The organism is Dasania sp. GY-MA-18 (assembly GCF_024734385.1).
Taxonomy (GTDB): Bacteria; Pseudomonadota; Gammaproteobacteria; order Pseudomonadales; family Dasaniaceae; genus Dasania; species Dasania phycosphaerae.
Genome location: NZ_JANHAP010000020.1, coordinates 1 through 23,337, shown reverse-complemented (window position 1 = coordinate 23,337; position 23,337 = coordinate 1). Strand labels below are relative to the sequence as shown.

The following is a 23,337-nucleotide window of genomic DNA, read 5'->3' as shown; positions in this document are numbered from 1 at the left end:
CGTAATGGTATGTATTTGACACTATAAATAGTGAATAGAATGCACGTCGATTAGATTTATGACTCACTTTCAGGCTGTCGTGCCGGCCTTGAGCCGGTACCCATAGGCTTACGAAGTTCGTAGCATGTATTTAATACAGGTTTTTAAAAAATGACCATTTTGATAGCGCATTCTAATCACGCGCTGAGGATTGCTCGGATATTTCAGTTTTCGTGGATGCCGGGTCGAAGCCCGGCATGACCGGAATAGTAATTTAACCGGACACTAATGGGATCAAGTCCGGCATGACTGCGTTAAAGTGAGTGTTAGCTGCCAGAAAATAATCTAGTTTATTAACCGGCAGTCAGAGGCACTTGGCTGACTTCTTCCACTGGCTTATGTTCGCGCGCCAAATAACTATACATCACCGGCACTACAAACAAGGTAAACAAAGTACCTATAGTCATGCCCGTGGCGATTACCAAGCCTATATTGTAGCGGCTAACCGCACCTGCACCGCTGGCAAAAATTAGTGGCATAACCCCCAGTACCATCGCTGCGGTTGTCATCAGCACTGGCCGTAGGCGTACGGTGGCGGCTTCTATCACCGCCTCTTGTACTTTGTAACCCTGCTGAGTTAAGCGGTTAGCAAACTCAACTATCAATATGCCGTGCTTGCTAATCAAGCCTATCAAGGTGATTAAACCAATTTGGCTGTAAATATTGAGCGAGGCAAAACCTAAGGCGATAGGGATTAAAGCGCCGCATATAGATAGCGGCACACTGACTAAAATTACAAAGGGGTCACGGAAACTTTCAAACTGTGCTGCCAGTACTAAGTAAATGGCGATGAGCGAAATAAAAAAGATGCCGTAAAGTTGGCCGCCTTCCTGATAGTATTGCCGTGATTGGCCGTCGTAATCTAACTGGAAACCGGCGGGCAATAGGCTTTCAGCCTGCTGATTTAAAAAGTCCAAAGCATCCCCCAGGCTTACCCCTTGCGCGGGCGCGCCTTCCAGTTTAACGGCGTTAAGTTGTTGGAACTGGTTGAGGCTTTTAGGTTGCACGATGGTGTCTATCGTTATAACTGCCGACAGTGGCACTTGCCCACCGGAGGCAGTGCGCAGGTAATAACGGCCCAGCCAGTCTTTATCGTTGCGCGATTCAGCCACGCTTTGGGCGATGACTTTATAACTGCGGCCACTGAGTGCAAAGCGGTTAATTTCACCCTCACCTAATAGGGTGGATAGGGTGGTGCCTATTGCTTCCATGCTAATGCCCAATTGTGCGGCTTTGTCTCTGTCTATAGATACTTGCAGCTCGGGCTTAGAAAATTTTAAGTCGCTATCAATAAACATAAACAGGCCGCTGTTGCGGGCGGCTTCTAAAAGTTGCTCGCTTACTTGCGCTAGCTGTTTATGATCGGCAACGGACTTAATTACCAATTGCACCGCCGCACCGCCACCGGAGCCGGGTAGCGGGGGTAATAAAATAACAAAGGCGTTAATGCCGGGTATCGTATTAATCTTATCTTGCAGCTCTTGCTGCATATCAAAAATGCTGCGCTCGCGCTCGCTCCAATCTTTTAACAACATACCGCCAAAAGTGTCGCCCACATTGGCGCCAGAGTTTAATAAAAAAGAGCTTTGGTATTCGGGAAACTGTTGGTAGATAGGCTCAAACTGGCGGGTGTTTTGCTCCATATAAGCCAGGTTTGAATATTGTGGCGCGCTGCTGATAATAAGCATAAAGCCCTCATCTTCGTTGGGGGCCAGCTCCGATTGTGACACCATCATTAGCGGCGGAATAGTTAATAAAATCAGTATTGCAAATACTAAGGTCACCAAGCGGTATTGCAGGTTGCCGCGCAGTAGTTTTTTGTATTTGGCCATGAGCCGCTCAAAGGCATCGTCTATGCGGCCAGCAAAACCTTGGTGGCCGGTTTGGGTCAGTAGCTTAGAACACATCATGGGCGACAGGGTAAGGGCTATAATCCCCGAGATGATGACCGAACCCGCCAAGGTAAAGGCAAACTCTTTAAACAGCGTACCTGTTAAGCCCGCTAAAAATCCCAGCGGTGCATAAACTGCCGCCAAGGTTAAAGTCATAGAGATGACCGGCATGGCAATTTCACGGGCCCCCATTAAGGCGGCCTGTTTGGGGCTGTGGCCCTCTTCTATATGGCGGTGTATGTTTTCGACTACCACTATGGCGTCATCCACTACCAAACCTATACACAATACCAGCGCCAGCAGGGTGAGCAGGTTGATGGAGTAACCCAGCATCCAAATTAAAAATAAAGTGCCCACCAGTGATAGGGGGATGGCCACCACGGGGATAATCACCGAGCGCAACTGCCCCAAAAATAAAAACACCACCACTACAACAATTAGCGATGCCTCTAACAAGGTGCTCAGTACTTCTTTAATGGAGGACTCTATAAATAAAGACACATCATAGCTAATACCGGCAATCATGCCGTCGGGTACCTGCTGCTGTATTTTGCTCATCTCCTTGCGCACCAGCTTGGCTACATCCAGGGGGTTAGCGCCGGGGGTGGGGCTAATCCCCAGCATCACGGCAGGCTCGCCGGCGGTAAAGGCTGACATGTCAAAACTATCGGCGCTGAGGCTGACTTGGGCTATATCTTTAATGCGCACTAGGCGGTCGCCCTCATTGCGCAGCACAATATTTTCAAACTCGCTAATGCTGGTGAGATTGGTGTCGGCTTTAACTTGGGTGACTGATAGCTGGTCGCGAGTTTCACCGGCGGTGGATAAAAAGTTATTGCGTAGCAAGGCGCTGTTAACTTCGGCAGCGGTAATATTGTAAGCAGCCATACGGGTAGGGTCTAACCAAATACGCATAGCAAAATTACGGGCACCAAAAAATTGCACTTCGCCCATACCCTCTATAGTTGCCAGCTGCGGTTGCACCACACGTTTTAAATAGTCGGTAATCTCTTCAGGCGCCATACTGGGGTGGCTAAAACTCAAATACATTAACGCCGTGCCTTCCTGGTTGCCTTTGGTAATGACTGGGTCTTTGGCGCCATCGGGTAACTCGCCGCGTATTTCGGCGGCCTTGGCAACAATTTCGGTGAGAGCTTTATCGGCACTGTAGTCGGGGCGTATATGCGCTACCACTGTAGACAAACCGCTACTACTGGTAGAGGTGATATAAGCAATGCCTTCGGCACTGGCTATGGCTTGCTGGGTGGGGGTGGTGATAAAACCCTGTACCAGGTCCGCGCTGGCGCCTACATAGCTGGTGCTAACGGTAATGGCGGCGTCTTCAATTTTGGGGTATTTGCGTATGCCCAGTTGCTCGTAGGCATTAAAGCCCACTAACAAAATAAAAAAGCTCACCACGCAGGCCAATACCGGCCGGGTAATAAATAAGTCGGTAAATTTCATGGCGCTACTCCTTGCTTACTGCTGGCGCTATGGCGATCTCGGTACCGTTATTAAGTTTGAGTTGGCCGTCTATAACCACTTGCTGGCCGGGCTGTACGCCCTCGGTAATTGCAATCAAATCACCTTGTTGCTGGCCGGTAGTCACGCGCTGACGATTGACGACTAAGCGGCTGCTGCCATCTTCTTGCTGCTCGCTAATAATAAACACCTCTTTGCCATACAGTGAGTAATTCACCGCCGTGGCTGGCAGCACTACCAGCTCTTGGGCGGGCTCCAGTATTAAAGTGACATCGGCAAACATGCCCGGCACTAAGCGTTGCTGGCTATTATCAACATGGGCACGTACTTGCAGGCTGCGGGTACTAATATCCACCTTAGAATCTATGGCCGCTAATTGCGCCTCAAAAATTTCGCCGGGGTAAGCCGCCACCGTAAACTTCACCGTTTGGCCTACAAAAAGATGGGTAAGGTTTTTTTCGGGCAGGCTAAAGTCCAGGTACATCGTTTTTGCCGATTGCAACGAACCTATGCTAGTGCCCGAATCTATGTATTGGCCCAAGTCCACCTGTAAAATACCCATGCGGCCGCTAAAGGGGGCAAGGATTTTTTTCTTGGCGATGCTGGCTTTGGTTTGCTCAACCTTGGCTAGGGTCTCTTTGTATTCGGCAAAGCTGCGGTCAAATTGATTTTGGGAAACCAATTGTTTTTTGATTAGCGCCTTATCGCGCTCGTAATTTAATTTAGTGAGCTTTAACTGGGCTGCAAAAATACGCAGGTTGGCCTGCTCTACCTCATCGTCTAGCTCTAGTAACAGCTGCCCTTTATTAACGTCCTGGCCAGAGTCAAACCGTATGGCCTTAACCATGCCCTCAACTTCGGCGCTGATATTCACCCCGTAACGAGCCCGCAGTGTGCCTATAGCAGTAAGGTAGGGATGCCAGCTTTGCTGTTGCGCGCTAGCGGCAGAAACCGTAACCGGAGGGGGGCGAAAACTGGCAAAGTACTCACCCATCATGACCCCTTGCAGCCACTTGTAAGCAAAAATGCCACCAAAGATTAGGGTGACGGAGAGTAACATCAGGGTCATTCTTTTGAGCATTGCAGATTTACCTATTCCTTATTAGTAAAAACACTACATAAAAACAGCGCCTATCATAGCAAAGTTTTTTGCTTTTGCACTGTGATTTTAACCAGCGTTGTCATTGTGGTTAGGGTGCAGCTAGCCAATATTATGCGCGCTAAGCGCTTTACTAACTTTCTGGCTGGCTAGTCTACGGGAGCCGACCACTTTTTAGCTACAAACTAACCGAATCGAATAAGTAAGCCTTAAGCTGGCATCCTTTAGTAAAGACTAAAATGGGGGGCGACTTAAAAGGCCATAAAAAACATTATGTTACAAACTACAGCCGGTGCTGGCTTGGCAGCCAACCCTCAACTTTATTGCTGCTGGCTATAAAGCCGCCTTTGGATGTGAGTGGCAGCGCTTACGGGGGAGTGCTGAAACTAAACTATCAGGTCACGGCGGTGTATAGTTTTCTTACTGGACTGGAAAACTAGTTACACTACAGCTATTTTTATAAGGGGTAGGTGTGTGGCTGTTCCCCATTTCATAATAATCAAGAGCTTACAGCCGACTAATTCAGGGTATTTAAGTATGGACATACTGACTAATTCAAGCACCTCCGCATACTCTGATCTTTTTTCCAGTCTCGAGGAAAGCTTAAGTAAAATGCTATCGATCATACGTAAGCATTTAGATATGGACGTGGCTTTCTTTTCCGAATTTGTTGGTGGTCGCAGGGTTTTCACAGCGGTGGACCAATCAGAGGATGCAACGGTAAAAATTTTAGCTGGTGACTCAGACCCGTTAGAAGATACTTATTGCGAAAAAATTGCCTTTGGAAAAATGAGCCAAATTATTCATGATGCGTCCATCCACCACATTACCAGTAACTTAGCTATTACAGATGTATTAAAAATTGGTTCATACATAGGCGTCCCTATCATACTTACTAATGGTGATACCTATGGCACACTATGCTGTTTTAAACATTCGGCAGATGGTTCACTTAATCAACGAGATATTAATTTTTTAATTGCATTTGCTGAAATCTACCGTGACTTATATGAGGATCAAATAAAAGACAGCTCTTTGATGGACGAAGTGTCAGAAAAAATTCGCTCGGTATTAGAGCTTGACCTATGGTCTATGCACTACCAACCCATTTATGACTGCCGCGCCAATAGCATATCCGGGTTTGAGTCGCTTGCGCGATTTAACACAGAGCCTTACGCACCGCCAAATATTTGGTTTTCTGAGGCCGCACAAATCGGTATGGGCGAGCGCTTAGAAATAGAGGCAATTAAAAAAGCGCTTAGCAATATAAACAAACTAAATAACAATACATATCTATCGATTAACATATCGCCAGAGTTTATTTTAAATGGCGCACTAGTAAGAGCGTTGCAAAATATTAACCTAGAGCGAGTGGTGTTAGAAGTTACCGAACATAGCCCCATACAGCACTACCAAACATTTCATCAACAATTATCCCCACTAAGAGCGCGCGGGTTAGGTTTAGCTATTGATGATGCGGGTGCAGGTTACTCAAGCTTTCAGCATGTGTTGGAGCTAGAGGCCGATATTATTAAGCTGGATATCAGCCTAATACGCAATATACATATGGAGCCTAAAAAATATGCCCTAGCCAAAGCTTTATGCGCTTTTGCTAAAGCTACAAAATGCATCATTATTGCTGAAGGTGTTGAGATTGTTGAAGAGCTAAATGTGCTTAACGAACTAGGGGTAGATCGAATACAGGGTTACTTAATTGGTAAACCTATGCCTATAGCAGAGGCCGTGGCGCATACTTACCATCTCCCTTAGTGTGTGTTGCCTAAGGCTTAGCTAGCCATCAACCAAATGCCAACTGCAAACATTAAACTGCCAGCTATACGGTTAAGCCAGGCTAGGCCGCCCTCTTTCATGAGCAACTTGCGCAAAGTTTTACCGCCTAAGGCGTATAGCATCATGCAGATAAATTCCATGCTCAACATAATGGCTACTAATATGCTCAGCTGTGGTAGTAGTGGCAGCTCTTGGTCAATAAAAGGGGGTAACAGCGCAATAAAAAAAGCCCAGCCTTTAGGATTGGCTATAGCGGTAATAAAACCCTGCACCAGTAAACTACTGGCGCTTATGCTGGCAGAGTTATTACTGCCTGCCAATTGTATGGCAACGCTGCTGTGGGCGCGCCAAAACTGCCAGCCTAAAAACAGTAAATAACTGCCACCTAGTATTTTTAAGGCGGCAAAGGCCATGGGGTATAACAACATAATAGAGGCCACGCTAGTCACGGCGGCAACGGCCACTATCGCCACACCGGCCAATTCACCTAACATCATCCATAAAGTGCGGCGTAACCCTAGGCTAATTCCCAGGGTTAAGGCCAGGGTCATGCACATGCCGGGGGTGGCTGATACCACAAAAAATGTGGGGATAAAAACGGCTAAGGTGGTCGTGCTAATCATGGGCTTTACTAAGTGTGTGTTTATCTAAACTATCGCTATTTCAGTACTGGCCATAGACCGGCTGGTAAAAGCCTAGCTATGCTAAGTAAATCTGCGCTTTTAAGCTGGTATCGTCTGGCTATTTGTTCTCTATCAAACTTTTTTTTGAGGTAACAGCTAAACTTAACGACTGGTGACAATTTACAGGCGCTTGTATGGACAATAATAAACAGTCAAACCCCGTAGCCGATCATGCCCAGCCTGCAGCAGAGGTGCTTAGTTTATATCAAAGCTCAGAGCAGGGTCTAACAGATGCCGAGGCTGCGCATCGCAAGCAACAGTACGGTACTAACAGTTTACCTTTAGCCGCCCCCAAGCCTGCATGGCTGCGCTTAGTCTTGCAATTTCACAATGTACTTATTTATGTGTTGATAGTGAGCGCATTGGTGAGCGCCGCCTTGCAGCACTATGTGGACTGCGGCGTGATTGTAGCCGTAGTGGTGGTAAATGCCTTAGTTGGGTTTATTCAAGAGGGCAAGGCCGAAGATGCACTTAGGGCCATTATGACCATGGCCAAAACCCGTTGCATGGTGATGCGTGCGGGGGTGTTAGTGACTATAGATAGCGCCGATGTGGTACCGGGCGATGTAGTGATGTTACAGGCGGGCGATAGGGTGCCCGCCGATATGCGGCTGTTTTTTTGCAAAGACCTACGCTGTGATGAGTCGGCGTTAACCGGTGAGTCGCAACCGGTGGATAAACAGTTACAAGCACTACCCGCAGCAACTCCCTTGGCCGAGCGTAATAACATGGCTTACATGGGCACCATGGTGACCTTTGGTTTGGCTAGAGGTGTGGTAACCCGCACCGGTTTGCAAACACAAATTGGCGCTATTAGCGATTTGGTCGGGCAGGTAGAAATGCCGCAGACGCCGCTGCAACAACAACTAGCTGTATTTGCCCGCCAATTAACGATGCTCATCGTGCTAGTGGCGCTGGCTACCGTAGCCTTGGGGGTGTATCTACATGGCTACAGCCTTAAAGTTATGTTTCAGGCGGCTATAGGTATTGCCGTTGCCGCCATCCCCGAAGGCTTGCCAGCCATAGTGACCATAGCCCTAGCCATAGGTGTGCAGCGCATGGCTGCCAACCACGCCCTGGTGAGGCGTTTACCTTCGGTGGAGGTATTGGGCTCGGTAGATGTGATTTGTACCGACAAAACTGGCACCCTAACCGCCAATGCCATGACTGCCCGCGAAGCGGTTTGCCAGCAGCAGCGTTATCTTATCAGTGGTGAGGCCTATAAGCCGGAAGGGGCAATAAGCAATGCCAGCACGCAACAAATATTGTCATTGGATCACACTAGCGTTTTTAGCCAAGCCAGCTTAATTGCCATGCTGTGCAACGATGCCAATGTGCTATGCGAACAAGGTGAATGGATACTGCATGGCGACCCTACCGAAGGCGCCTTATTAGTGATGGCCATGAAGCATGGCTGGGTATTAAAGCAAGCGCTTAATGATTGGCCGCGCATAGATATATTGCCCTTTGATAGTGGCAGCCGTTATATGGCAACCCTGCATCACAATAATACTGGGCTGCTGCGCTTAATGGTTAAAGGTGCGCCTGAGCGTTTACTGAGTTTTGCTACCCAGGAGCTAGGGCCCCAGGGGCCGCTAGCGCTAGCGCCTGAGCAATGGCAGCAAGCCATAGATGATATGGCCCAGCGCGGTATGCGGGTCATGGCCTTGGCCTACAAAGATTACAGCAAACGGCCACAAGCATTATGCCAGCAAGACGTAGAGCAAGGCTTAGTCATGGTGGCATTAGTCGGGATTAGCGATCCGCCACGCCCAGAAGCTATTAGCAGCGTTAGCCTGTGCCAAACCGCGGGCATACAGGTCAAAATGATTACTGGTGATAACCCAGTGACTGCAGCGGCCATAGCGAAAGAGTTAGGCTTAAATGCCAGTAAAGTACTCACCGGCAGTGATCTCGATAAACTCAGCGAGGCCAGCTTGGCGCAGGAGGTAGAAAATACCGATGTGTTTGCACGCACCAGCCCGGCGAATAAATTACAGCTGGTGGCAGCCCTGCAACGCAATAGGCATGTGGTCGCCATGACCGGTGATGGGGTTAACGATGCACCTGCTTTAAAAAAAGCGAATATAGGCGTTGCCATGGGGGGCAAAGGTACCGATGCCGCTAAAGAGGCTGCAGATTTTATTTTAACCGATGATAATTTCAGCACCATTGCCCAGGCCGTTGCGGCGGGGCGCACCGTTTATGACAATATACTCAAGTCTATTATTTTTATTTTGCCTACCAATTTAGCTGAGGCGCTGGTGATTATCAGCGCGATTATGTTGGGCAGTACCATGCCCATTACGCCCGCACAAATACTATGGGTGAATACAATTACCGCCGTTACCTTGGCTCTGGCCTTGGCCTTTGAGCGTGCGGAACCGCATATTATGCATAAGCCCCCCAGGCCCTACGGCCAAGGTTTTTTTACTGCCAGTTTGTTAGGGCGCATGGTGTTAGTGGGGGCGGTGGCGGCATTCATCGTATTCTCATTATTTTATTATTATCGCAGCCTAGGTGTGACTATAGAGTTTGCCAGAACCATCGCCATTAATGCCCTGGTAATGATAGAGCTGTACTATTTGCTTAATTGTCGCTTTCTCAGCCAATCTATTTTTAACCGGCATTTCTTCAAGGGGGTGCAGCCAGCGGTATACGCGATTATTGCGGTGTTAGTATTGCAGCTAACTTTTACTTACTTGCCTTATAGCCAGCAATTATTTGGCTTGGCATCGATTAGCGCTTATGACTGGTTAATTATTATTTTGTCAGCCTTGCCGATACTAATCATAGTAGAGCTGGAAAAATACCTGCTGCGTTTATGGAAAAAATAATGGCAACAGCTATGAGCCTATATTTTTACTTGATGGCTTAGCGCTTTGCCCTGTGAAAATTCAGCCAGGCTGGTTAAGGTGGTATCGGCAATATTCGTCAGCGCATCCTCGGTAAAAAAGCCTTGGTGGGCTGTGATTAATACATTGGGGAAGGTGAGCAGCCTGCCAAAAATATCATCTTGAATAATTTCTGACGACAGGTCTTCAAAAAATAACTCGCTTTCCTGCTCGTAAACATCCAAACCTAAGTAAGCAATTTTTTTACTTTTTAGACCATCAATAATAGCGCTGGTATCTAGTACGGCACCCCGGCTGGTATTAATAATCATCACCCCTGTTTTCATTTTTGCCAACGCCTTAGCATCAATTAAGTGTTGGGTTTGCGGGGTGAGCGGGCAGTGTATGGAGATAACATCCGCCTGGCAAAATAGTTGCTCCATGCTTACATAGTCTACCCCTTGCGCGACACACTGGGGATTAGTAACTGGGTCGTGGGCTATCACCTGCATGCCCATGGCCGCGCTGATAGTGGCCACAATAGCGCCTATATTACCGGTGCCAATAATACCCAGGGTGCGGCCATAAAAATCAAAGCCTAATAAACCCTCTAGGGCAAAATTACCCTCACGGGTGCGGTTATAGGCTCGGTGCATTTTACGGTTTAATGACAGCATTAGCCCTAAGGTGTGTTCGGCTACTGCATGGGGTGAGTATGCTGCTACCCGTACCACCTTAATACCCTGTTGAGCGGCTGCATTCAGGTCGACATTGTTGACCCCTGCGCAGCGCAGGGCGATAAGCTTAACGCCTTTTTCGGCCAGGGCTGTGATTACCTCTTTATCAACAATATCATTAACAAATACACACACTGCGGTTTCATCACTGAGTAAATTTACCGTGGTAATGGATAATTTCTCCTCAACAAAGCGCAGCGCTAATTGCTGATGATTTGCAAGGGTGAAAAATTTTTTATCGTAGGGCTTGCTGCTAAAAAAAAGAGTTTTCATGAGCTACCTCTTAGGGGGGGGAGTTATCTTTGTAGCAACAGGGCTCAGAATAAGCAAGCGAAGCTAAGGGTAAGTCACCCCTTTATGTTTTAGCCAGCCATTGGGGTGGCGGCCTGCGGGGTCGTGGTGAGTCCAGTGTACAACGCCGCCCTTAGGATTCCATTCGTACTCGCCGTAAAACTCTACTTGGTCACCTATGGCAAGCTTGTCAATTTTGGGGGCTAAATCAATGTTGTGGGCAATTAATAGTGTTTGGCCATCAGCCAGCTTCAGTATAAAACGTTGATGGCGTGAGCCTACCGTATCGTCAGGCAATAATTTTATCACCACACCGCTGCCTCTAACTTGTATGTCGCTGATTTGGCTGGCATAGGCTTGGGCTATGATCTGTCCATCGTGGCTGTGGCTACACAGGCTGAAAAGACTTAGGGCTATGATTAGAGCGAGATGTTTCATACTTATATATTATTGATGCGGTGGCTATTCATCTATGGGTAGGGGGCAGTATAAAGCAATTTTTATAACACTTTGTAGGTACACTTTACTCTGGGTTAAAGTATGGACTTACTCATGGGCGGGTCATTAAACGGCTTGGCGTTAGCCCAAGCCGTGTACTTGTATTAAAAGGATGTAAAGACTAGGCAACATGCTTAGGGGGGATGTTGTTAGCAGTATTAAGGTATCTATAAGGATATTCTGTTTCACGATGTTGAAACGCCAGTATAGCGGGGTTTTGGATGATCCCCCTATCAATATTAATAGCCCGTCGAATAGTCTCATCCTTATACCAGTTCGCACGGCCAGCCAGCACTGTAGGCAAATAAACAATTAATGCCGCAGAAATTGAGCGTGTTGCACTTTCCCATAAATAACTAGGGGTATGATCCACTGCGTAGTAATCAATGGTTTTATACTTAAAGAGCGGCTGCTTGAAGGTAGTGGGTTTGGCAAAAAAGAACCCCATGCCTTCATCGCAACTGACATCAATAATAAGACTGTTGGGCTTTAGACATGCGCTTTCTGCTTCGGTAACAAAGTCGGTGGGGTGTTCCGTGTCTTGAAAGGTGCCGTTAACAATGATGTCGGATTCACTAATTAGCTCAGTCAACGGCCGTGTGCTGCCGTCGTGGTCCACTACTATCATGCGCGCTTCGCCTTCGTTACCGGTTCGAACTCTAACATAGGTACAGTCCAGTACTTCTTCACGCACCTCATGCTCTGGGCGTTGAATGCAAATGGTAATATCTCTAAAACCATGCGCCTTAAGCGCGTATATGGCGCCGCGGCTAACCGCACCAAAACTAAAAATAATGGTTTTGCGTTGATTGCCGTAATGGCCATCAATACCCTTTAGTTGCAAAGCATGTATTACTGCGCAGTAGCCGGCCATTTCGTTATTTTTGTAAAAGGTATGGCGGCCAATGTATCCGTTAGGTGACCAAATAAACATATCCTCAAAAGCAATCAATGTTTGTTTTCGGTCTAGAGCTGCTTGGGTAATATCTAGCTGCTGCACACAGTGCACATAACCCCACAGAGTTGCACCTTCGCGTAGCTCTTGTAAGTCAGCTAGCACCGGCTTGGTGATAATCACCGTATCTAAGTCGGCCAGTAGTTGGTGGCGTGTGGCAATGCCGCCGGTGAGCGCCGCAATATCAGAATCGCTAATGCCGAAAGGGGCGCCATAGCCCTCCTCAAATATCAGTTGGCGGCGCAGAGCTTCAGGGATGCGCGACAAGTGTTCTGGATGGATTGGAAATCGTCGTTCATCGACTTTTCTTGAGCTACCAATAACGCCTATTTTCGATGTGTTCATAACTGTCGTTCCTTGTTATTAAAAATTCAAAAGGTGTGACTTCATGAACGAGTTACCATTATCGCCAATAGGCCTGTTGTTTTGTTCGGATCTGTGGACGCTGTGCCAGAGTTTCAGACAGCGAAGCTCTGTGGAAAGGATGGGAGTATCAAACTGAATCAGCTTGTAAGGCTGGATTATAGTTATTAGACGCTTTTCAGTTTTCATCTTAACTGGACTCACCGTAACACAACTGCGTGCAGTTTAGACAATATCTATTTCGTATAAGCCATAGCATAAGTTTTAGGCTCTAAGGATCGGGTCTATAGCTGGTAGTGTAGTTTTGGCGATAGACATAAAACCCTTGACCTCAAGTTGACTTTAGCTTGTACGATATCAGTACTGCCAATTAAAGATAAGCAAAGGAGACCGTGATGAGCAACCTATTATCCATAGTGTTAATCGGTATTGGAGCAACAGCAGTAATGGACTTGTGGAGTATTGCCCGAAAACCACTGCTAGCTATCCCGCCGCCAAATTATGGCCTAGTGGGGCGTTGGCTGGCACACATGGGCCACGGGCAATTTCGCCATGAGGCTATTGCAGCATCCCCTCGCATACCCGGCGAACGCATCCTAGGGTGGGTGGCCCACTATTTGATTGGTGTGGCATTTGCTGCCTTGTTAGTGGGTATGTGGGGTGAGTCATGGCTACGCAGCCCAACGATTGCCCCCGCGCTTATCGTTGGTATAGCTACTGTTGTCGCCCCCTTCTTGCTAATGCAACCGGGTATGGGGGCAGGTATTGCCGCTTGCAAAACACCACGCCCATCCTCAGCCCGGGTGCAAAGCCTTATCACACATACAGTGTTTGGTCTCGGTCTGTATGTGTCTGGCTGGGCATTAAAGATTTTTAATTCGCTATAAACGTCAGGCTTAAACAATTAGCAGCTACCGTTTTTTAACTGCTACTTAGTAGGGGGCTTGCCACTAAGAGTTTTAAGCCATTGGCCAGACAATACAAATTTTGGAAAAGTGTATAACTGTTCTATAAAAATACGAAATATTGCATTGCGTAGGCTAGTAAAAGGTTCTGCTGGATTAGTTTCTTTACAATGCCCAACACCTTGTATACCAATTGCGGTGATCATAAGTAACACTGAAATTAATACTCCAAAGATATCCAAATTAAGCAGTGCTGCTATAAATGACAAAACCGCCCCTATAAACAGGGGTACAAAAATAATATGTAACCAAAGATTTATAGGCGATTGATGATATTTTGCGTATCCGCTCCATTGCCATTTGATAATTTCTCTGATGTTCAATTTATTTCCTTAAATCTGCTTTCACTTATAAAAATCCATGCTCATTAAAATAGCTGATTATATGAAATTTATCGACAAATAATTATTTTGATAATGGTGCTGTATTTGTCAGCCTATGAGCAGCTATTTTATAGCTTAATGAATCCTATACATACCCTTTCGGACACCCTAATAATAGATGCTAACTGATGCTGGCGATGTGGCTGTTAAAATATTTAGCCATGCTAGAAACTGGACCAATTTTTAGCTGATAACTGGTTCTATGCCCTAAAAATGATAAAGGTAGTCTTATTCCTAGGGTGCCAGTAGTGAGTGATGTGAAAAACGCTATCAAAAAGTATTGGTAGTGTTTGATGCTAGGGATGTCGCTTTTTAAGTGTGGGTGAATCACTTTCATTATATTTGTATCAAAGTTGTTTTTGGCGGTAAGGCTAATTTTTACTGGGTATTAATTAGTTCATAAACAACAAGAGCTGGCCATAGTTGATAATAAAATGAGAGATAATAATATGAAATATCAAACAGTAAGGGCCAGTTGCCTGGCTGCTGCGCTGGGCTTGGCCTTATCGGCGCAGGCCGATACGATTTTTTATGACGACTTTCAGGATGGTACGAGTAACGGCTGGACGGCTTCTGGCGCAGGTTATTCAACAGTTAGCTGGTACGGTGCCAATGCATCATTACGGGTAAGCCGCACAAAAACAGCTGAAGCAAGTGTTGCAACCAATGGCTATATTGCTGTGTCGGTATCCCTGGATTTAGCTGCTTACTCTTTAGAGTATGGTGACGCCTGTTACGTCGAAGTATCAAGCAATGGTGGCAGCAGCTGGACTACTTTACTTACCGTGGCGGACGGCAGCGATGATTCAGCCTTTAGATCCTATAGTGGCTCGCCCGCCGGTGCAGACGATAACACTAACTTCAAATTACGTGTGCGCGCAGCGGGTAACCTCGCCAATGATTATTGTTATTTAGACAATGTGTTGGTTACTGGCACAGCTGGCAGTGGCGGTGGCGCGCCAGAGATTAGCGTTTCAGGCTCTGGTAATTTAGGCTCTGTGCAAGTTGGGGCTTCATCCACATCCGTTATTACCATTAGTAACGAGGGCGATGCGGCATTGGCTGTTGGCAGTTTGGCAGGTTTGGCCTCGCCATTTAGTTTAAGTGTAGATAATTGTTCAAATAGCTCTGTTGCCGCAGGTAATAGCTGTACGGCTACCGTGGATTTTTCACCAACGGCTGCAGGTTCATTTAACGATACTTTAATCATTAACTCTGACGATAGTGATGAGTCGGTTGTGAATATTGCTGTGAGCGGTACTGGCCTAGCACAGGGCAGTTGTGATTATGACTGCTTAACCGGCAATGGCAATGTCAGCCGCTCAACAGTGACTTATGCAAACTTAACAGGCAGTGCAACTAATGGCAGCTTGGTGGACTTTAGTGGCTTTAGCCTACCGGCTAATGCGGCTAACCCCAGTAATACATTTGAAGGCACGCTGTCATTTACCGGCGTTCAGCGCGGCTGGGTGGAGATTAGTGATGAGTTTGCATACGGCAGTTTAGCCGGCGCCAAGCAACTACCAAATTTTAATTATAAATTTGTACAGCATGGCACTCATATTATCCCCGAAGTGCGTGGTTTAATTGAAAATGGCAGCACTTTAGGCGAGTGGGACCTGATTTTAGAGCCTGGCCGGGTATGGGATGAAAACAGCGATAACGGGTATAGCCGCGCAGCCATCCCATTTACTTTGGTTGAATATAATCAAAACTGCTCGCACAACGGTGTATTAACATTTCTATTTAATAACAGCGGTAGTATTTCCAATGTGCAATACCAAATCGCTTCTGAAACCTGCGCCTATTATCAATTTAATATGTACGGTCGTTTAGCGGCCAGCTATACCCCAAGCTCTGTATCGTCGGCAGCTGCCATTAAGAGCGCATACGAAACAGAAGTGGCTAATCGTATGGTTACCAAATCTATAGCTGAGCTAGCAGCAGATTACCCAGCCGCAGGGGTTAATATCAGCAATATAGCAAGTGATCAGGCCGCTGCTGATTTGTCGGTGTTTGGTGTGGTATATAACGGTGTTCACTATGTGGGCGGCTGTAATACGCGATATGGCACTTATCCATTCTGTGATGTTATGACTTTGCCTTCGTATTCAACTGCCAAGTCAGTAGTAGGTGGCTTAAGCTTGATGCGCCTGGAGCAAAAATATACAGGCTCAAAGGACGCCATTGTCAAAAACTATGTGCCTGAATGTAGCAATACCAGCAAGTGGGGTAGTGTCACTTTAGAAGATGCGCTTGATATGGCTACAGGTAATTACGACTCTGCCGCCTACGAGGCCGATGAGACTAACTACGCAGTTGACTGGTTGTACACCAATACCCACAGCGGAAAAGTCGATATATCGTGTAATTTTTACAGCCATAAAGAGGCGGCAGGGCAAACTTGGGTTTACCACTCATCGGATACGTATTTAGTCGGCCGTGGCGTGAATGAGTACCTCAAGGGCCAAGAGGGCGCTAGTAAAGAATATTTTGCAGATTTATTAGTGGCCGATGTGTATCAGCCTTTGGGTTTAAGCCCTTCAATGTTTGAGACTATACGCACTAGGGATGCAGAGTCTGCGGCTGTAGCCGGTTTAGGTTTGTTCTACCATCGCGATGATGTGGTGAAGTTAGCCGAGATGCTGAACAATGATAATGGCAAAATCAATGGGGTACAGGTATTAGATGCCGCTATGGTTAATGCCAGCTTGCAGCGCAATGCCAATGACCGTGGCTTACCCTTGGACCCTGCGCAATCGACCCCGACGGGTTATTACAATAATAGTTTCTGGGCCTACGATTTAAACGCCTCTAGCGTAGTGCAAAACTGTAATGCAGAAACCTGGATTCCCTATATGTCTGGTTACGGGGGTATAGGTATACAGATGCTACCTAATGGTATGACCTACTACTTTTTTAGCGATGGTTTTGATTACTCGTTTACCGCCACATTAAATGAGTTAAATAAAATCAGTGCAATATGTAACTGAGTAAAACTACGCAAAGCAAACTTAGCCCGCCTTATGGCGGGCTTTTTTGATACGGCGGCTCATAGGGCAATAGCTTATTAATATGTATTTCAACGGGGTTGTGGTTTATGTAACTACGCCCGAGGTAAAAAAATGACATTAAAGCGGTTTTTTCAGATAGTTGTTGGTGTGGTAGCTATTCTATTGCTTGTAAATTCAGTGCTTGTATTAGGTTTATTATCCAACCAAGAAAAGCTCAATCAAGCCAGCCGTATACAAAATGAAGCAGCTAATATGTTGTCGTTTTACCGTATGGTTAACGAAATAACCGTGCGTTTAATTCGTCAGTACGCAATTACTGGTGATGAAAAAGCCAGGCAGCAATATGATGATATTATCGATGTAGTCTACGGAAAAAAGCCATGGCCAACAGGTAAAACACTCACGGCCGGGGCCTATATGCGTTATTTAGGATTTCCTAAACAAGCGCTAGAGCAGCGTGACAAAGCGATAGCGCTGGCAGCCCCCGTTTATGAGTTGGAAAACATTGCTTACCATGCCATGCAGGGTAAATTTAAAGGCAGTGATGGTGAGTTTACTGTTAAAGGTGACGTTGATCAGCAGCTGGCTATTGCAGCCTTGCATTCAAAAGAGTATCAATCGGCTTCAGACAAAATGCAGCCTATATACGAAAAACTTATGCAAGTCGTTGCGGATGATAAACAGCGACAGGTGGACGAGCTTTACCAAGCTAGTGTTAATTCAGGCAGGTTAGTTTTAACGTTTATTGCACTGTCTATAGCGATGCTGCTGTTGACCTATTGGCAAGTCAATCGCCGCATGTTGAAACCCTTACAAGAAATGCTCAGCATGACAGAGTCAGTGGCGCAGGGCGATTTAACAGTTTCATCCAGTGCTACTGGTAGCGATGAGGTCGGCCGTTTTGGTGCGGTTTTTAACCAAATGGTAAGAAGCCTAGAGGCTTTAATGCTGCGTATCTCTGCTACGGCGGATGCCGTTAACCAATCGGCTAATGGCTTGGCAGGTAAAGTTGATGAGGCAAGGCTGCGCTCGGAAACACAACAGCGAGACACAGACCAAGTAGCTGTTGCCATAAACGAAATGGCCGCCACCGCGCAAGAAGTAGCACATAATAGCGCCAATACCTCTAATGTGGCCCATCAGGTTTCCGAGGTGACTAGCGCTGGCCATGAAGAGGTTACAGAGGCGGTTAAAATTATTAACAAGTTGGCAGATACGGTTCATCATTCCAGCAAAAAAATTACTGAGCTGGAGCAACATGCCGACAATGTCTCAAATGTATTAAATGTTATACAGGGCATAGCTGAACAAACTAACCTGCTAGCATTAAACGCGGCTATAGAGGCGGCTAGGGCTGGCGAGCAAGGTAGAGGCTTTGCTGTGGTGGCGGACGAGGTTCGCACGCTGGCGCAGCGCACCCAGGATTCAACCAATGAAATCCAAATTACTATAGAGCAATTGATGATGGGAACTAAAAATGCAGTAACCGTGATGCAAAGCAACACCGCAATCGCCACCGAGGCGGTGACCCAGGCGCAGCGGGCAGGTAGTTCACTGGACACTATAGCCGAGTCGGTTGAACAAATAGATGATATGTCAGCCCATATTGCTACCGCAGCAAAAGAGCAATCAGCAGTAGTCGCAGAAGTGGACGAATTACTAACGAATATTAGGCGGCACGCTAGCGAGGCATTAGATAGCGCTGCCCATACTAGCGCCTCGGCAGTAACACTGAGTGATATATCGGCAGACCTGCAATTACATCTTAGTCAGTTTACGTTTAAAAAATCGTAGCTGTAGAAATATAAAGCCCTGTTAGTACGTGTCGTTTTCACTGTGTACAGTAACGTGTAACTCGCCATTCATGGCTGTGGAAATCACAAAACTAATAGGGCGGCAGCATACTTGGCAATCTTCGATATAGGCCTGCGAGGCATCCTCGGTGTTGATTAATACTTCAATCCTCTCACCACAATACGGGCAGTCTACTGACTCTTCATAAATAGTATCCATAGGTAATTTACCGGGTTTGATACTGCCATTAAGTTAAGTTATTAGCATAATAAATAATGTACACCTAGTGAGACTGTAGCCCTTACCCTGCGAAGCTACAACGGTAAACCCTAACAAATTGTTAGTTTTTATATTTGCAAAGTAATGTACCCCTATTAAAGTTGCCGGTAAACTTGGCGACTTTTAACTGTGTGGAAGTTGCCTCATGCCTATGCTTATCGCCGTTACCCTATTGTGGGCGTTTTCTTTTAGCTTAATCGGCGTGTATCTTGCTGGCCAGGTCGATGCTTGGTTTTCGGTATTAATGAGGGTGGCCTTAGCTACCCTGGTGTTTTTACCGTTTTTAAAGCCGCGTCAAATTAAAACCACAGTCGCTGTGCAACTAATGCTATGTGGGGCTGTGCAGCTGGGTATTATGTATGGCTTTTATTACCAATCCTTTTTATACCTATCGGTACCTAAAGTTTTACTGTTTACCGTAATGACGCCCATTTACATCACCCTGCTAAACGACATTATTGATAGGCGGCTGAATATTGGTTTTATCATTAGTGCGCTATTGGCGGTTATTGGTGCGGTTACCATTCGCTATCAAGGGGTAGATGCGGGTTATTGGAAGGGCTTGTTGATTGTGCAAGGCGCAAATCTTTGTTTTGCGGCGGGGCAGGTGGCTTACAAACGCATAATTGCCAAACAGCCTATAGACTTGCCGCAACGCACCGTGTTTGCGTGGTTTTTTATAGGCGCGTTAGTGATTGTTAGCCCTTGCTACCTGCTGCTGGGCAATGGCGATAAGCTGCCCACTACCACGCTGCAATGGGCTATTTTGAGCTACTTAGGTGTAGTGGCATCTGGCCTTGGCTATTTTGCTTGGAACAAAGGCGCAACCCAGGTCAGTGTTGGCACCTTGGCGGTGGCTAATAACTTATTGATTCCTGCGGGCATAGTCGTCAATGTGCTGTTTTGGAACCGTGATGCCGATATACTGCGCCTTAGCATAGGTGGTGCCATTATTTTATTCGCGCTGCTGGTAAATGATAAGTTCAACCAAAAAACGCAGCAAACAAAAATGGCCTAAAGGTGATAGCTTAGCCTCGCCTACGTGCTTTAGTTGTTGTGGCGATGATATCTCAATCTGGCAATCCATCGAATTTTACTAGTGCGTCTAACTTACTTTCCCAATCAGCTTTACTAGCTGTATAAATGTGGGCTGTTGGCGATATTGCAACTTTGCTGTCCAAACAGCCTGCAGGAATGACGAGTAGCCCTGCGCTATGTGTATTTGGCAATGCGCAGCCACAAAGCTTACAAAAACTTTTTCTGTGTTGAGTATTTGGCAGTGTAAAGGTAGTCACAGAATCTGTGCCCGTTAGCCAAGTCAACTTAGCCGACTGCGAAAATAAGTTTGCTGCATAAGCAGAGCCAGTATCCTTTTGACAATGCTGGCAGTGGCATAGGTAAAAGCTGTCTAGCTCCCCTTGTACTTCAAATTTTGCAGTGCCGCACAGGCATGAACCAAAGTAAACACTCATAAACCCCTCCTTATCATTGGCTAGTAGGTGACGCAGCTGTACGTTGCTAACAAGGGCAAAAGCTGCACAGTAGTTTGGCCCATCATGGCTGGCCTAGTTATGAGCTTTATTAACTCAGCCTTTATTTTTGGCATGGCCTTTAGTGGTTCTGCCCGGCACCATGGCAACTATTAGGATGATACTTTCTACTGGTGCGCTTACAAAGTAAAGCTTGCCGAATACAATAAATGAAATAATGCTTACGGCTAATACTGCAATAAAACCCAGCTACAGAGTGTGCCAAGGGCTTAGGTAATTTGAAAGCTAAGTCGGTTTTTCTGCTCTGGCTAGCATGCCTATAAACTTTTCAAATCGCCTTTGCCTGGTTTCTGGCTTCTTCGCACTTGTCAGTCCGTAGGCAATGACATAACGGCTAGATTTCGTGAGCGTTGCAAAAAACTGTTTCGCAGCCGGTTTTTTCTTCAGCGCTGCAAGAAAGTCCGCAGGTACTTCCATTTCACTTACCACATAAGCGTTTTGCCAGCGGCCGTCAGCTTTGGCCGCACGAACATGTACCAACCCTGGTTCCATCATCCGGCCCTCAGTTATCAAACGCTCTGCATGCTCGGTGTTCCTTTTAGACCAGTTGCTACCTGCTTTTCTGGGGGTGATACGCTGTAGATAGGCCTGTTCATCGATTGACTTCTTGATGCCATCTATCCAGCCCCAGCAAAGCGATTCAATCACTACCTCATCCCAAGTTACGCTAGCTATACCTGACTTTATTTTGAATATTTTTATCCATAGCTCGTTTTCTGTGGCGTGATTTAGCCTTAGCCACTCGCTGAGGTCTTTGGGTGTGGCAAATGAATTAATTTCAGCAAGATTTGGGCTTGTTTTAATCACGGTTGCTTGTTACGTTTTGGCAGCATTGATGAACTCGCTGGTTGTATAAGTAAGTGCGGCAACATTATGCTTTGGTGATGCCAATATTTCGGTTATATTCATTTCAGTTGATGAAAGCCACTTGTTTAAGAATAGGTCTAGTGGCACGAACATACTCTTCATTTTTTCGTTAAGCTTTTGAGAAAAATCAATAGCCTTGCTCTCGGATTCCCAAGTAGCAACGGCATTACCTTCTTCGGCGGTGATAGTATAAAGACTATTCTCCTTCATTAGCACCCATAATCCTTTTTGGCTGAGGATTGAATGCATATACTTTTTTTCGCCAATTAATTCTATGTTCATGATCAGTTATCGATTTGAAACGTAACGCCTATAGCACCTGAAAACTACGAAGCCGAAGGCGTAGTAGATTTTCCGGTGACTATATTTGTTAACACATTCTCACATTGATTTTTAAGGTTGGCACTTATTATTTTTGCTTCATCAATTGAAACATGATCTTCGAATACTGTGAACGTAAAAACATGATATGTATTCACTGGTATAAGGTTATCATTTTCTATTGACGGTTTAAATTTTGATCGCTTAAAGCTTCTCATTGAGTATGAGATGACGTCATTTTTAACTTTTGGAATTGAGCTTAATATTTGAGGGTTTACAACTTCCCCATTGGAGTTAATCGAATATTTAGTAAATACACATGCGTTTTGCATAGCATTAGATAATGATCTCGGGTAAGTCCCTGAAGGCATGATTTTACCGGTCCAATACTTACTCAAGTCTTGCCTCTTAACATCAAGGAAACCGGTGGTATCATGTATTTCTTGCTGAGCGCAAGATACGATTAAAAATGATATAAGAAATATTAGATATTTATTCATTGTTAGATTCTGTGTTAACGCCGCGCTCTGCGGCAAATTTGGAGCGCAGCGGAAAATTTGTCCGACAGCATTGCCTTGTTAGCTGACGACACTACTTCTCCATTGCTCGTTATTAAACTTGCAGTTTCCTGAACGAACTTCAATGTTTTTAAATCTCAATATCACTTGCTTCAAGGTAGACCAAATATCATCAGATAACTCGGTTCTCTGGAACGATATATCAAAAGAATTGCCATTGTCTTTGCAATGCCTAAAAAACAGCCCCTGACTCGTTTGTGGTATTAGGGCTACAGCCTGCAAATACCAACCGTCATATTCCTGTGGTGGAATGGTTGATGCCTCTTTGAGCTCCCCAGAGTAATACCGCCATCCCAAGCGATGTCCCTGCTCACTAAACCATTGCAGCCATTCTGCTGGAGTGGGTAGCTTCTCTCCTTGAACAGTGATAAAAATTTCACTTTCACTAAGCCACGGCTCCACAAGCTCTATCTTATTTGGTCCTTGATTGATGGTTACGCTGCTGCACTCAATCTCAATAGATTTAGGAACGTCAAGAGTGAATAAAATAATGCGACTATCCTTAAGATCTAAGCCTTCCATGCAGTGATCTTTAGACCATTCTCCGTCTTCTAGAGCAGTATTACTACGTACTCCCTCAGCTTTCATTGAGAATACTCTTAGAGTTCTCTCCGTATTAGCTTCATAGGTTCCTTCAATTTGGTAAGCAAGCTTCAAGTAAATAGTACTTTTAGACTCTTCGACTTTGTAATCTAATAAGTAGCCATCTTGAAACCAAAAATTCGATTCAAGCCATTTTTCAAAATCAGTATTATTATCAAATACCTCGCTCAATGCTTCGATCTCTCCTTACAGTAATCCTACCCACAAAAAGTAGACACGTTGTTACGCGCACTTCTCGTAATAAATTCGTTCGTATTCCTTAGGGCTTTTGTAGCCATTGGTAGAATGTCTCCTGACGCTGTTGTAGAACAATTCAATG

19 protein-coding genes are annotated in these 23,337 nt (G+C 45.9%); 6 read left to right on the top strand and 13 right to left on the bottom strand.

Going from position 1 to position 23,337, the window contains the following annotated elements; genetic code table 11:
* Positions 1-332: 332 nt before the first annotated feature.
* Together NO559_RS16735 and NO559_RS16730 are read right to left on the bottom strand one after the other, a co-directional pair.
* Positions 333-3,395 (bottom strand): efflux RND transporter permease subunit, encoded by a 3,063-nt coding sequence (locus NO559_RS16735; RefSeq protein ID WP_258333027.1) that lies wholly within the window; start codon positions 3,393-3,395, stop codon positions 333-335.
* A gap of 4 nt (positions 3,396-3,399) precedes the next feature.
* The gene (locus NO559_RS16730) at positions 3,400-4,494 is read right to left on the bottom strand and encodes an efflux RND transporter periplasmic adaptor subunit (protein ID WP_258333026.1); all 1,095 of its coding nucleotides are present in this window, start codon (positions 4,492-4,494) and stop codon (positions 3,400-3,402) included.
* A 555-nt stretch (positions 4,495-5,049) separates the two neighbouring features.
* On the opposite strand from NO559_RS16730, the gene NO559_RS16725 reads away from it, so the two are divergent.
* Positions 5,050-6,282, top strand: coding sequence for an EAL domain-containing protein (locus NO559_RS16725; RefSeq protein ID WP_258333025.1), 1,233 nt, complete (start codon positions 5,050-5,052; stop codon positions 6,280-6,282).
* Between the two features lie 17 nt (positions 6,283-6,299).
* Here NO559_RS16725 and NO559_RS16720 read toward each other — a convergent pair whose 3' ends face one another.
* Positions 6,300-6,926, bottom strand: coding sequence for a LysE family translocator (locus tag NO559_RS16720; protein ID WP_258333024.1), 627 nt, complete (start codon positions 6,924-6,926; stop codon positions 6,300-6,302).
* Positions 6,927-7,120: 194 nt separating this feature from the next.
* Here NO559_RS16720 and NO559_RS16715 point away from each other — a divergent pair, with 194 nt between their 5' ends.
* A complete protein-coding gene (locus NO559_RS16715; protein ID WP_258333023.1) occupies positions 7,121-9,823 on the top strand; it encodes an HAD-IC family P-type ATPase in 2,703 nt (900 codons plus the stop codon).
* 17 nt (positions 9,824-9,840) lie between these two features.
* Here the strand turns inward: NO559_RS16715 and NO559_RS16710 are convergent, their stop codons facing one another.
* The 3 genes from NO559_RS16710 to NO559_RS16700 form a co-directional block, all read right to left on the bottom strand.
* Positions 9,841-10,830 (bottom strand): 2-hydroxyacid dehydrogenase, encoded by a 990-nt coding sequence (locus NO559_RS16710; RefSeq protein WP_258333022.1) that lies wholly within the window; start codon positions 10,828-10,830, stop codon positions 9,841-9,843.
* A 63-nt stretch (positions 10,831-10,893) separates the two neighbouring features.
* Positions 10,894-11,286, bottom strand: coding sequence for a DUF3465 domain-containing protein (locus tag NO559_RS16705; protein WP_258333021.1), 393 nt, complete (start codon positions 11,284-11,286; stop codon positions 10,894-10,896).
* A 181-nt stretch (positions 11,287-11,467) separates the two neighbouring features.
* Positions 11,468-12,646, bottom strand: coding sequence for a N(5)-(carboxyethyl)ornithine synthase (locus tag NO559_RS16700; RefSeq protein WP_258333020.1), 1,179 nt, complete (start codon positions 12,644-12,646; stop codon positions 11,468-11,470).
* Between the two features lie 413 nt (positions 12,647-13,059).
* Here NO559_RS16700 and NO559_RS16695 point away from each other — a divergent pair, with 413 nt between their 5' ends.
* Positions 13,060-13,551, top strand: a complete 492-nt coding sequence (locus NO559_RS16695; protein WP_258333019.1) for a DUF2938 domain-containing protein — start codon at positions 13,060-13,062, stop codon at positions 13,549-13,551.
* Positions 13,552-13,592: 41 nt separating this feature from the next.
* On the opposite strand, the gene NO559_RS16690 is transcribed toward NO559_RS16695, so the two are convergent.
* Positions 13,593-13,952, bottom strand: coding sequence for a DUF962 domain-containing protein (locus tag NO559_RS16690; RefSeq protein WP_258333018.1), 360 nt, complete (start codon positions 13,950-13,952; stop codon positions 13,593-13,595).
* A 509-nt stretch (positions 13,953-14,461) separates the two neighbouring features.
* Between NO559_RS16690 and NO559_RS16685 the strand changes: the two genes are divergently transcribed.
* Together NO559_RS16685 and NO559_RS16680 are read left to right on the top strand one after the other, a co-directional pair.
* Positions 14,462-17,005, top strand: a complete 2,544-nt coding sequence (locus NO559_RS16685) for a choice-of-anchor D domain-containing protein (protein WP_258333017.1) — start codon at positions 14,462-14,464, stop codon at positions 17,003-17,005.
* A gap of 198 nt (positions 17,006-17,203) precedes the next feature.
* On the top strand, positions 17,204-18,820 hold the full coding sequence (locus tag NO559_RS16680) for a methyl-accepting chemotaxis protein (protein ID WP_258333015.1): 1,617 nt from the start codon (positions 17,204-17,206) through the stop codon (positions 18,818-18,820).
* A 21-nt stretch (positions 18,821-18,841) separates the two neighbouring features.
* Here the strand turns inward: NO559_RS16680 and NO559_RS16675 are convergent, their stop codons facing one another.
* Positions 18,842-19,039 (bottom strand): CPXCG motif-containing cysteine-rich protein, encoded by a 198-nt coding sequence (locus NO559_RS16675; RefSeq protein ID WP_258333014.1) that lies wholly within the window; start codon positions 19,037-19,039, stop codon positions 18,842-18,844.
* Positions 19,040-19,244: 205 nt separating this feature from the next.
* On the opposite strand from NO559_RS16675, the gene NO559_RS16670 reads away from it, so the two are divergent.
* Entirely contained in the window at positions 19,245-20,117 is an 873-nt protein-coding gene (locus NO559_RS16670; protein ID WP_258333013.1) for a carboxylate/amino acid/amine transporter, read from the top strand.
* 52 nt (positions 20,118-20,169) lie between these two features.
* Here the strand turns inward: NO559_RS16670 and NO559_RS16665 are convergent, their stop codons facing one another.
* From NO559_RS16665 to NO559_RS16645, 5 genes are all read right to left on the bottom strand, one after another.
* Complete coding sequence (locus tag NO559_RS16665; protein WP_258333012.1) at positions 20,170-20,571, bottom strand: GFA family protein; 402 nt, start codon at positions 20,569-20,571, stop codon at positions 20,170-20,172.
* 303 nt (positions 20,572-20,874) lie between these two features.
* Positions 20,875-21,456, bottom strand: a complete 582-nt coding sequence (locus tag NO559_RS16660) for a YdeI family protein (protein ID WP_258333011.1) — start codon at positions 21,454-21,456, stop codon at positions 20,875-20,877.
* Between the two features lie 9 nt (positions 21,457-21,465).
* Positions 21,466-21,798: a DUF2750 domain-containing protein gene (locus NO559_RS16655; protein ID WP_258333010.1), complete on the bottom strand. Its 333-nt coding sequence runs from the start codon at positions 21,796-21,798 to the stop codon at positions 21,466-21,468.
* A gap of 44 nt (positions 21,799-21,842) precedes the next feature.
* Positions 21,843-22,337, bottom strand: a complete 495-nt coding sequence (locus NO559_RS16650; protein ID WP_258333009.1) for a hypothetical protein — start codon at positions 22,335-22,337, stop codon at positions 21,843-21,845.
* Between the two features lie 78 nt (positions 22,338-22,415).
* Entirely contained in the window at positions 22,416-23,189 is a 774-nt protein-coding gene (locus NO559_RS16645; RefSeq protein WP_258333008.1) for a hypothetical protein, read from the bottom strand.
* Positions 23,190-23,337: the final 148 nt, after the last annotated feature.

Bases quoted from the DNA above. Each gene is read 5' to 3' on its own strand.
- NO559_RS16735 (WP_258333027.1), bottom strand. From the start codon at position 3,395: ATGAAATTTACCGACTTATTTATTACCCGGCCGGTATTGGCCTGCGTG.
- NO559_RS16730 (WP_258333026.1), bottom strand. From the start codon at position 4,494: ATGCTCAAAAGAATGACCCTGATGTTACTCTCCGTCACCCTAATCTTT.
- NO559_RS16725 (WP_258333025.1), top strand. From the start codon at position 5,050: ATGGACATACTGACTAATTCAAGCACCTCCGCATACTCTGATCTTTTT.
- NO559_RS16720 (WP_258333024.1), bottom strand. From the start codon at position 6,926: ATGATTAGCACGACCACCTTAGCCGTTTTTATCCCCACATTTTTTGTG.
- NO559_RS16715 (WP_258333023.1), top strand. From the start codon at position 7,121: ATGGACAATAATAAACAGTCAAACCCCGTAGCCGATCATGCCCAGCCT.
- NO559_RS16710 (WP_258333022.1), bottom strand. From the start codon at position 10,830: ATGAAAACTCTTTTTTTTAGCAGCAAGCCCTACGATAAAAAATTTTTC.
- NO559_RS16705 (WP_258333021.1), bottom strand. From the start codon at position 11,286: ATGAAACATCTCGCTCTAATCATAGCCCTAAGTCTTTTCAGCCTGTGT.
- NO559_RS16700 (WP_258333020.1), bottom strand. From the start codon at position 12,646: ATGAACACATCGAAAATAGGCGTTATTGGTAGCTCAAGAAAAGTCGAT.
- NO559_RS16695 (WP_258333019.1), top strand. From the start codon at position 13,060: ATGAGCAACCTATTATCCATAGTGTTAATCGGTATTGGAGCAACAGCA.
- NO559_RS16685 (WP_258333017.1), top strand. From the start codon at position 14,462: ATGAAATATCAAACAGTAAGGGCCAGTTGCCTGGCTGCTGCGCTGGGC.
- NO559_RS16675 (WP_258333014.1), bottom strand. From the start codon at position 19,039: ATGGATACTATTTATGAAGAGTCAGTAGACTGCCCGTATTGTGGTGAG.
- NO559_RS16670 (WP_258333013.1), top strand. From the start codon at position 19,245: ATGCCTATGCTTATCGCCGTTACCCTATTGTGGGCGTTTTCTTTTAGC.
- NO559_RS16665 (WP_258333012.1), bottom strand. From the start codon at position 20,571: ATGAGTGTTTACTTTGGTTCATGCCTGTGCGGCACTGCAAAATTTGAA.
- NO559_RS16655 (WP_258333010.1), bottom strand. From the start codon at position 21,798: ATGAACATAGAATTAATTGGCGAAAAAAAGTATATGCATTCAATCCTC.
- NO559_RS16650 (WP_258333009.1), bottom strand. From the start codon at position 22,337: ATGAATAAATATCTAATATTTCTTATATCATTTTTAATCGTATCTTGC.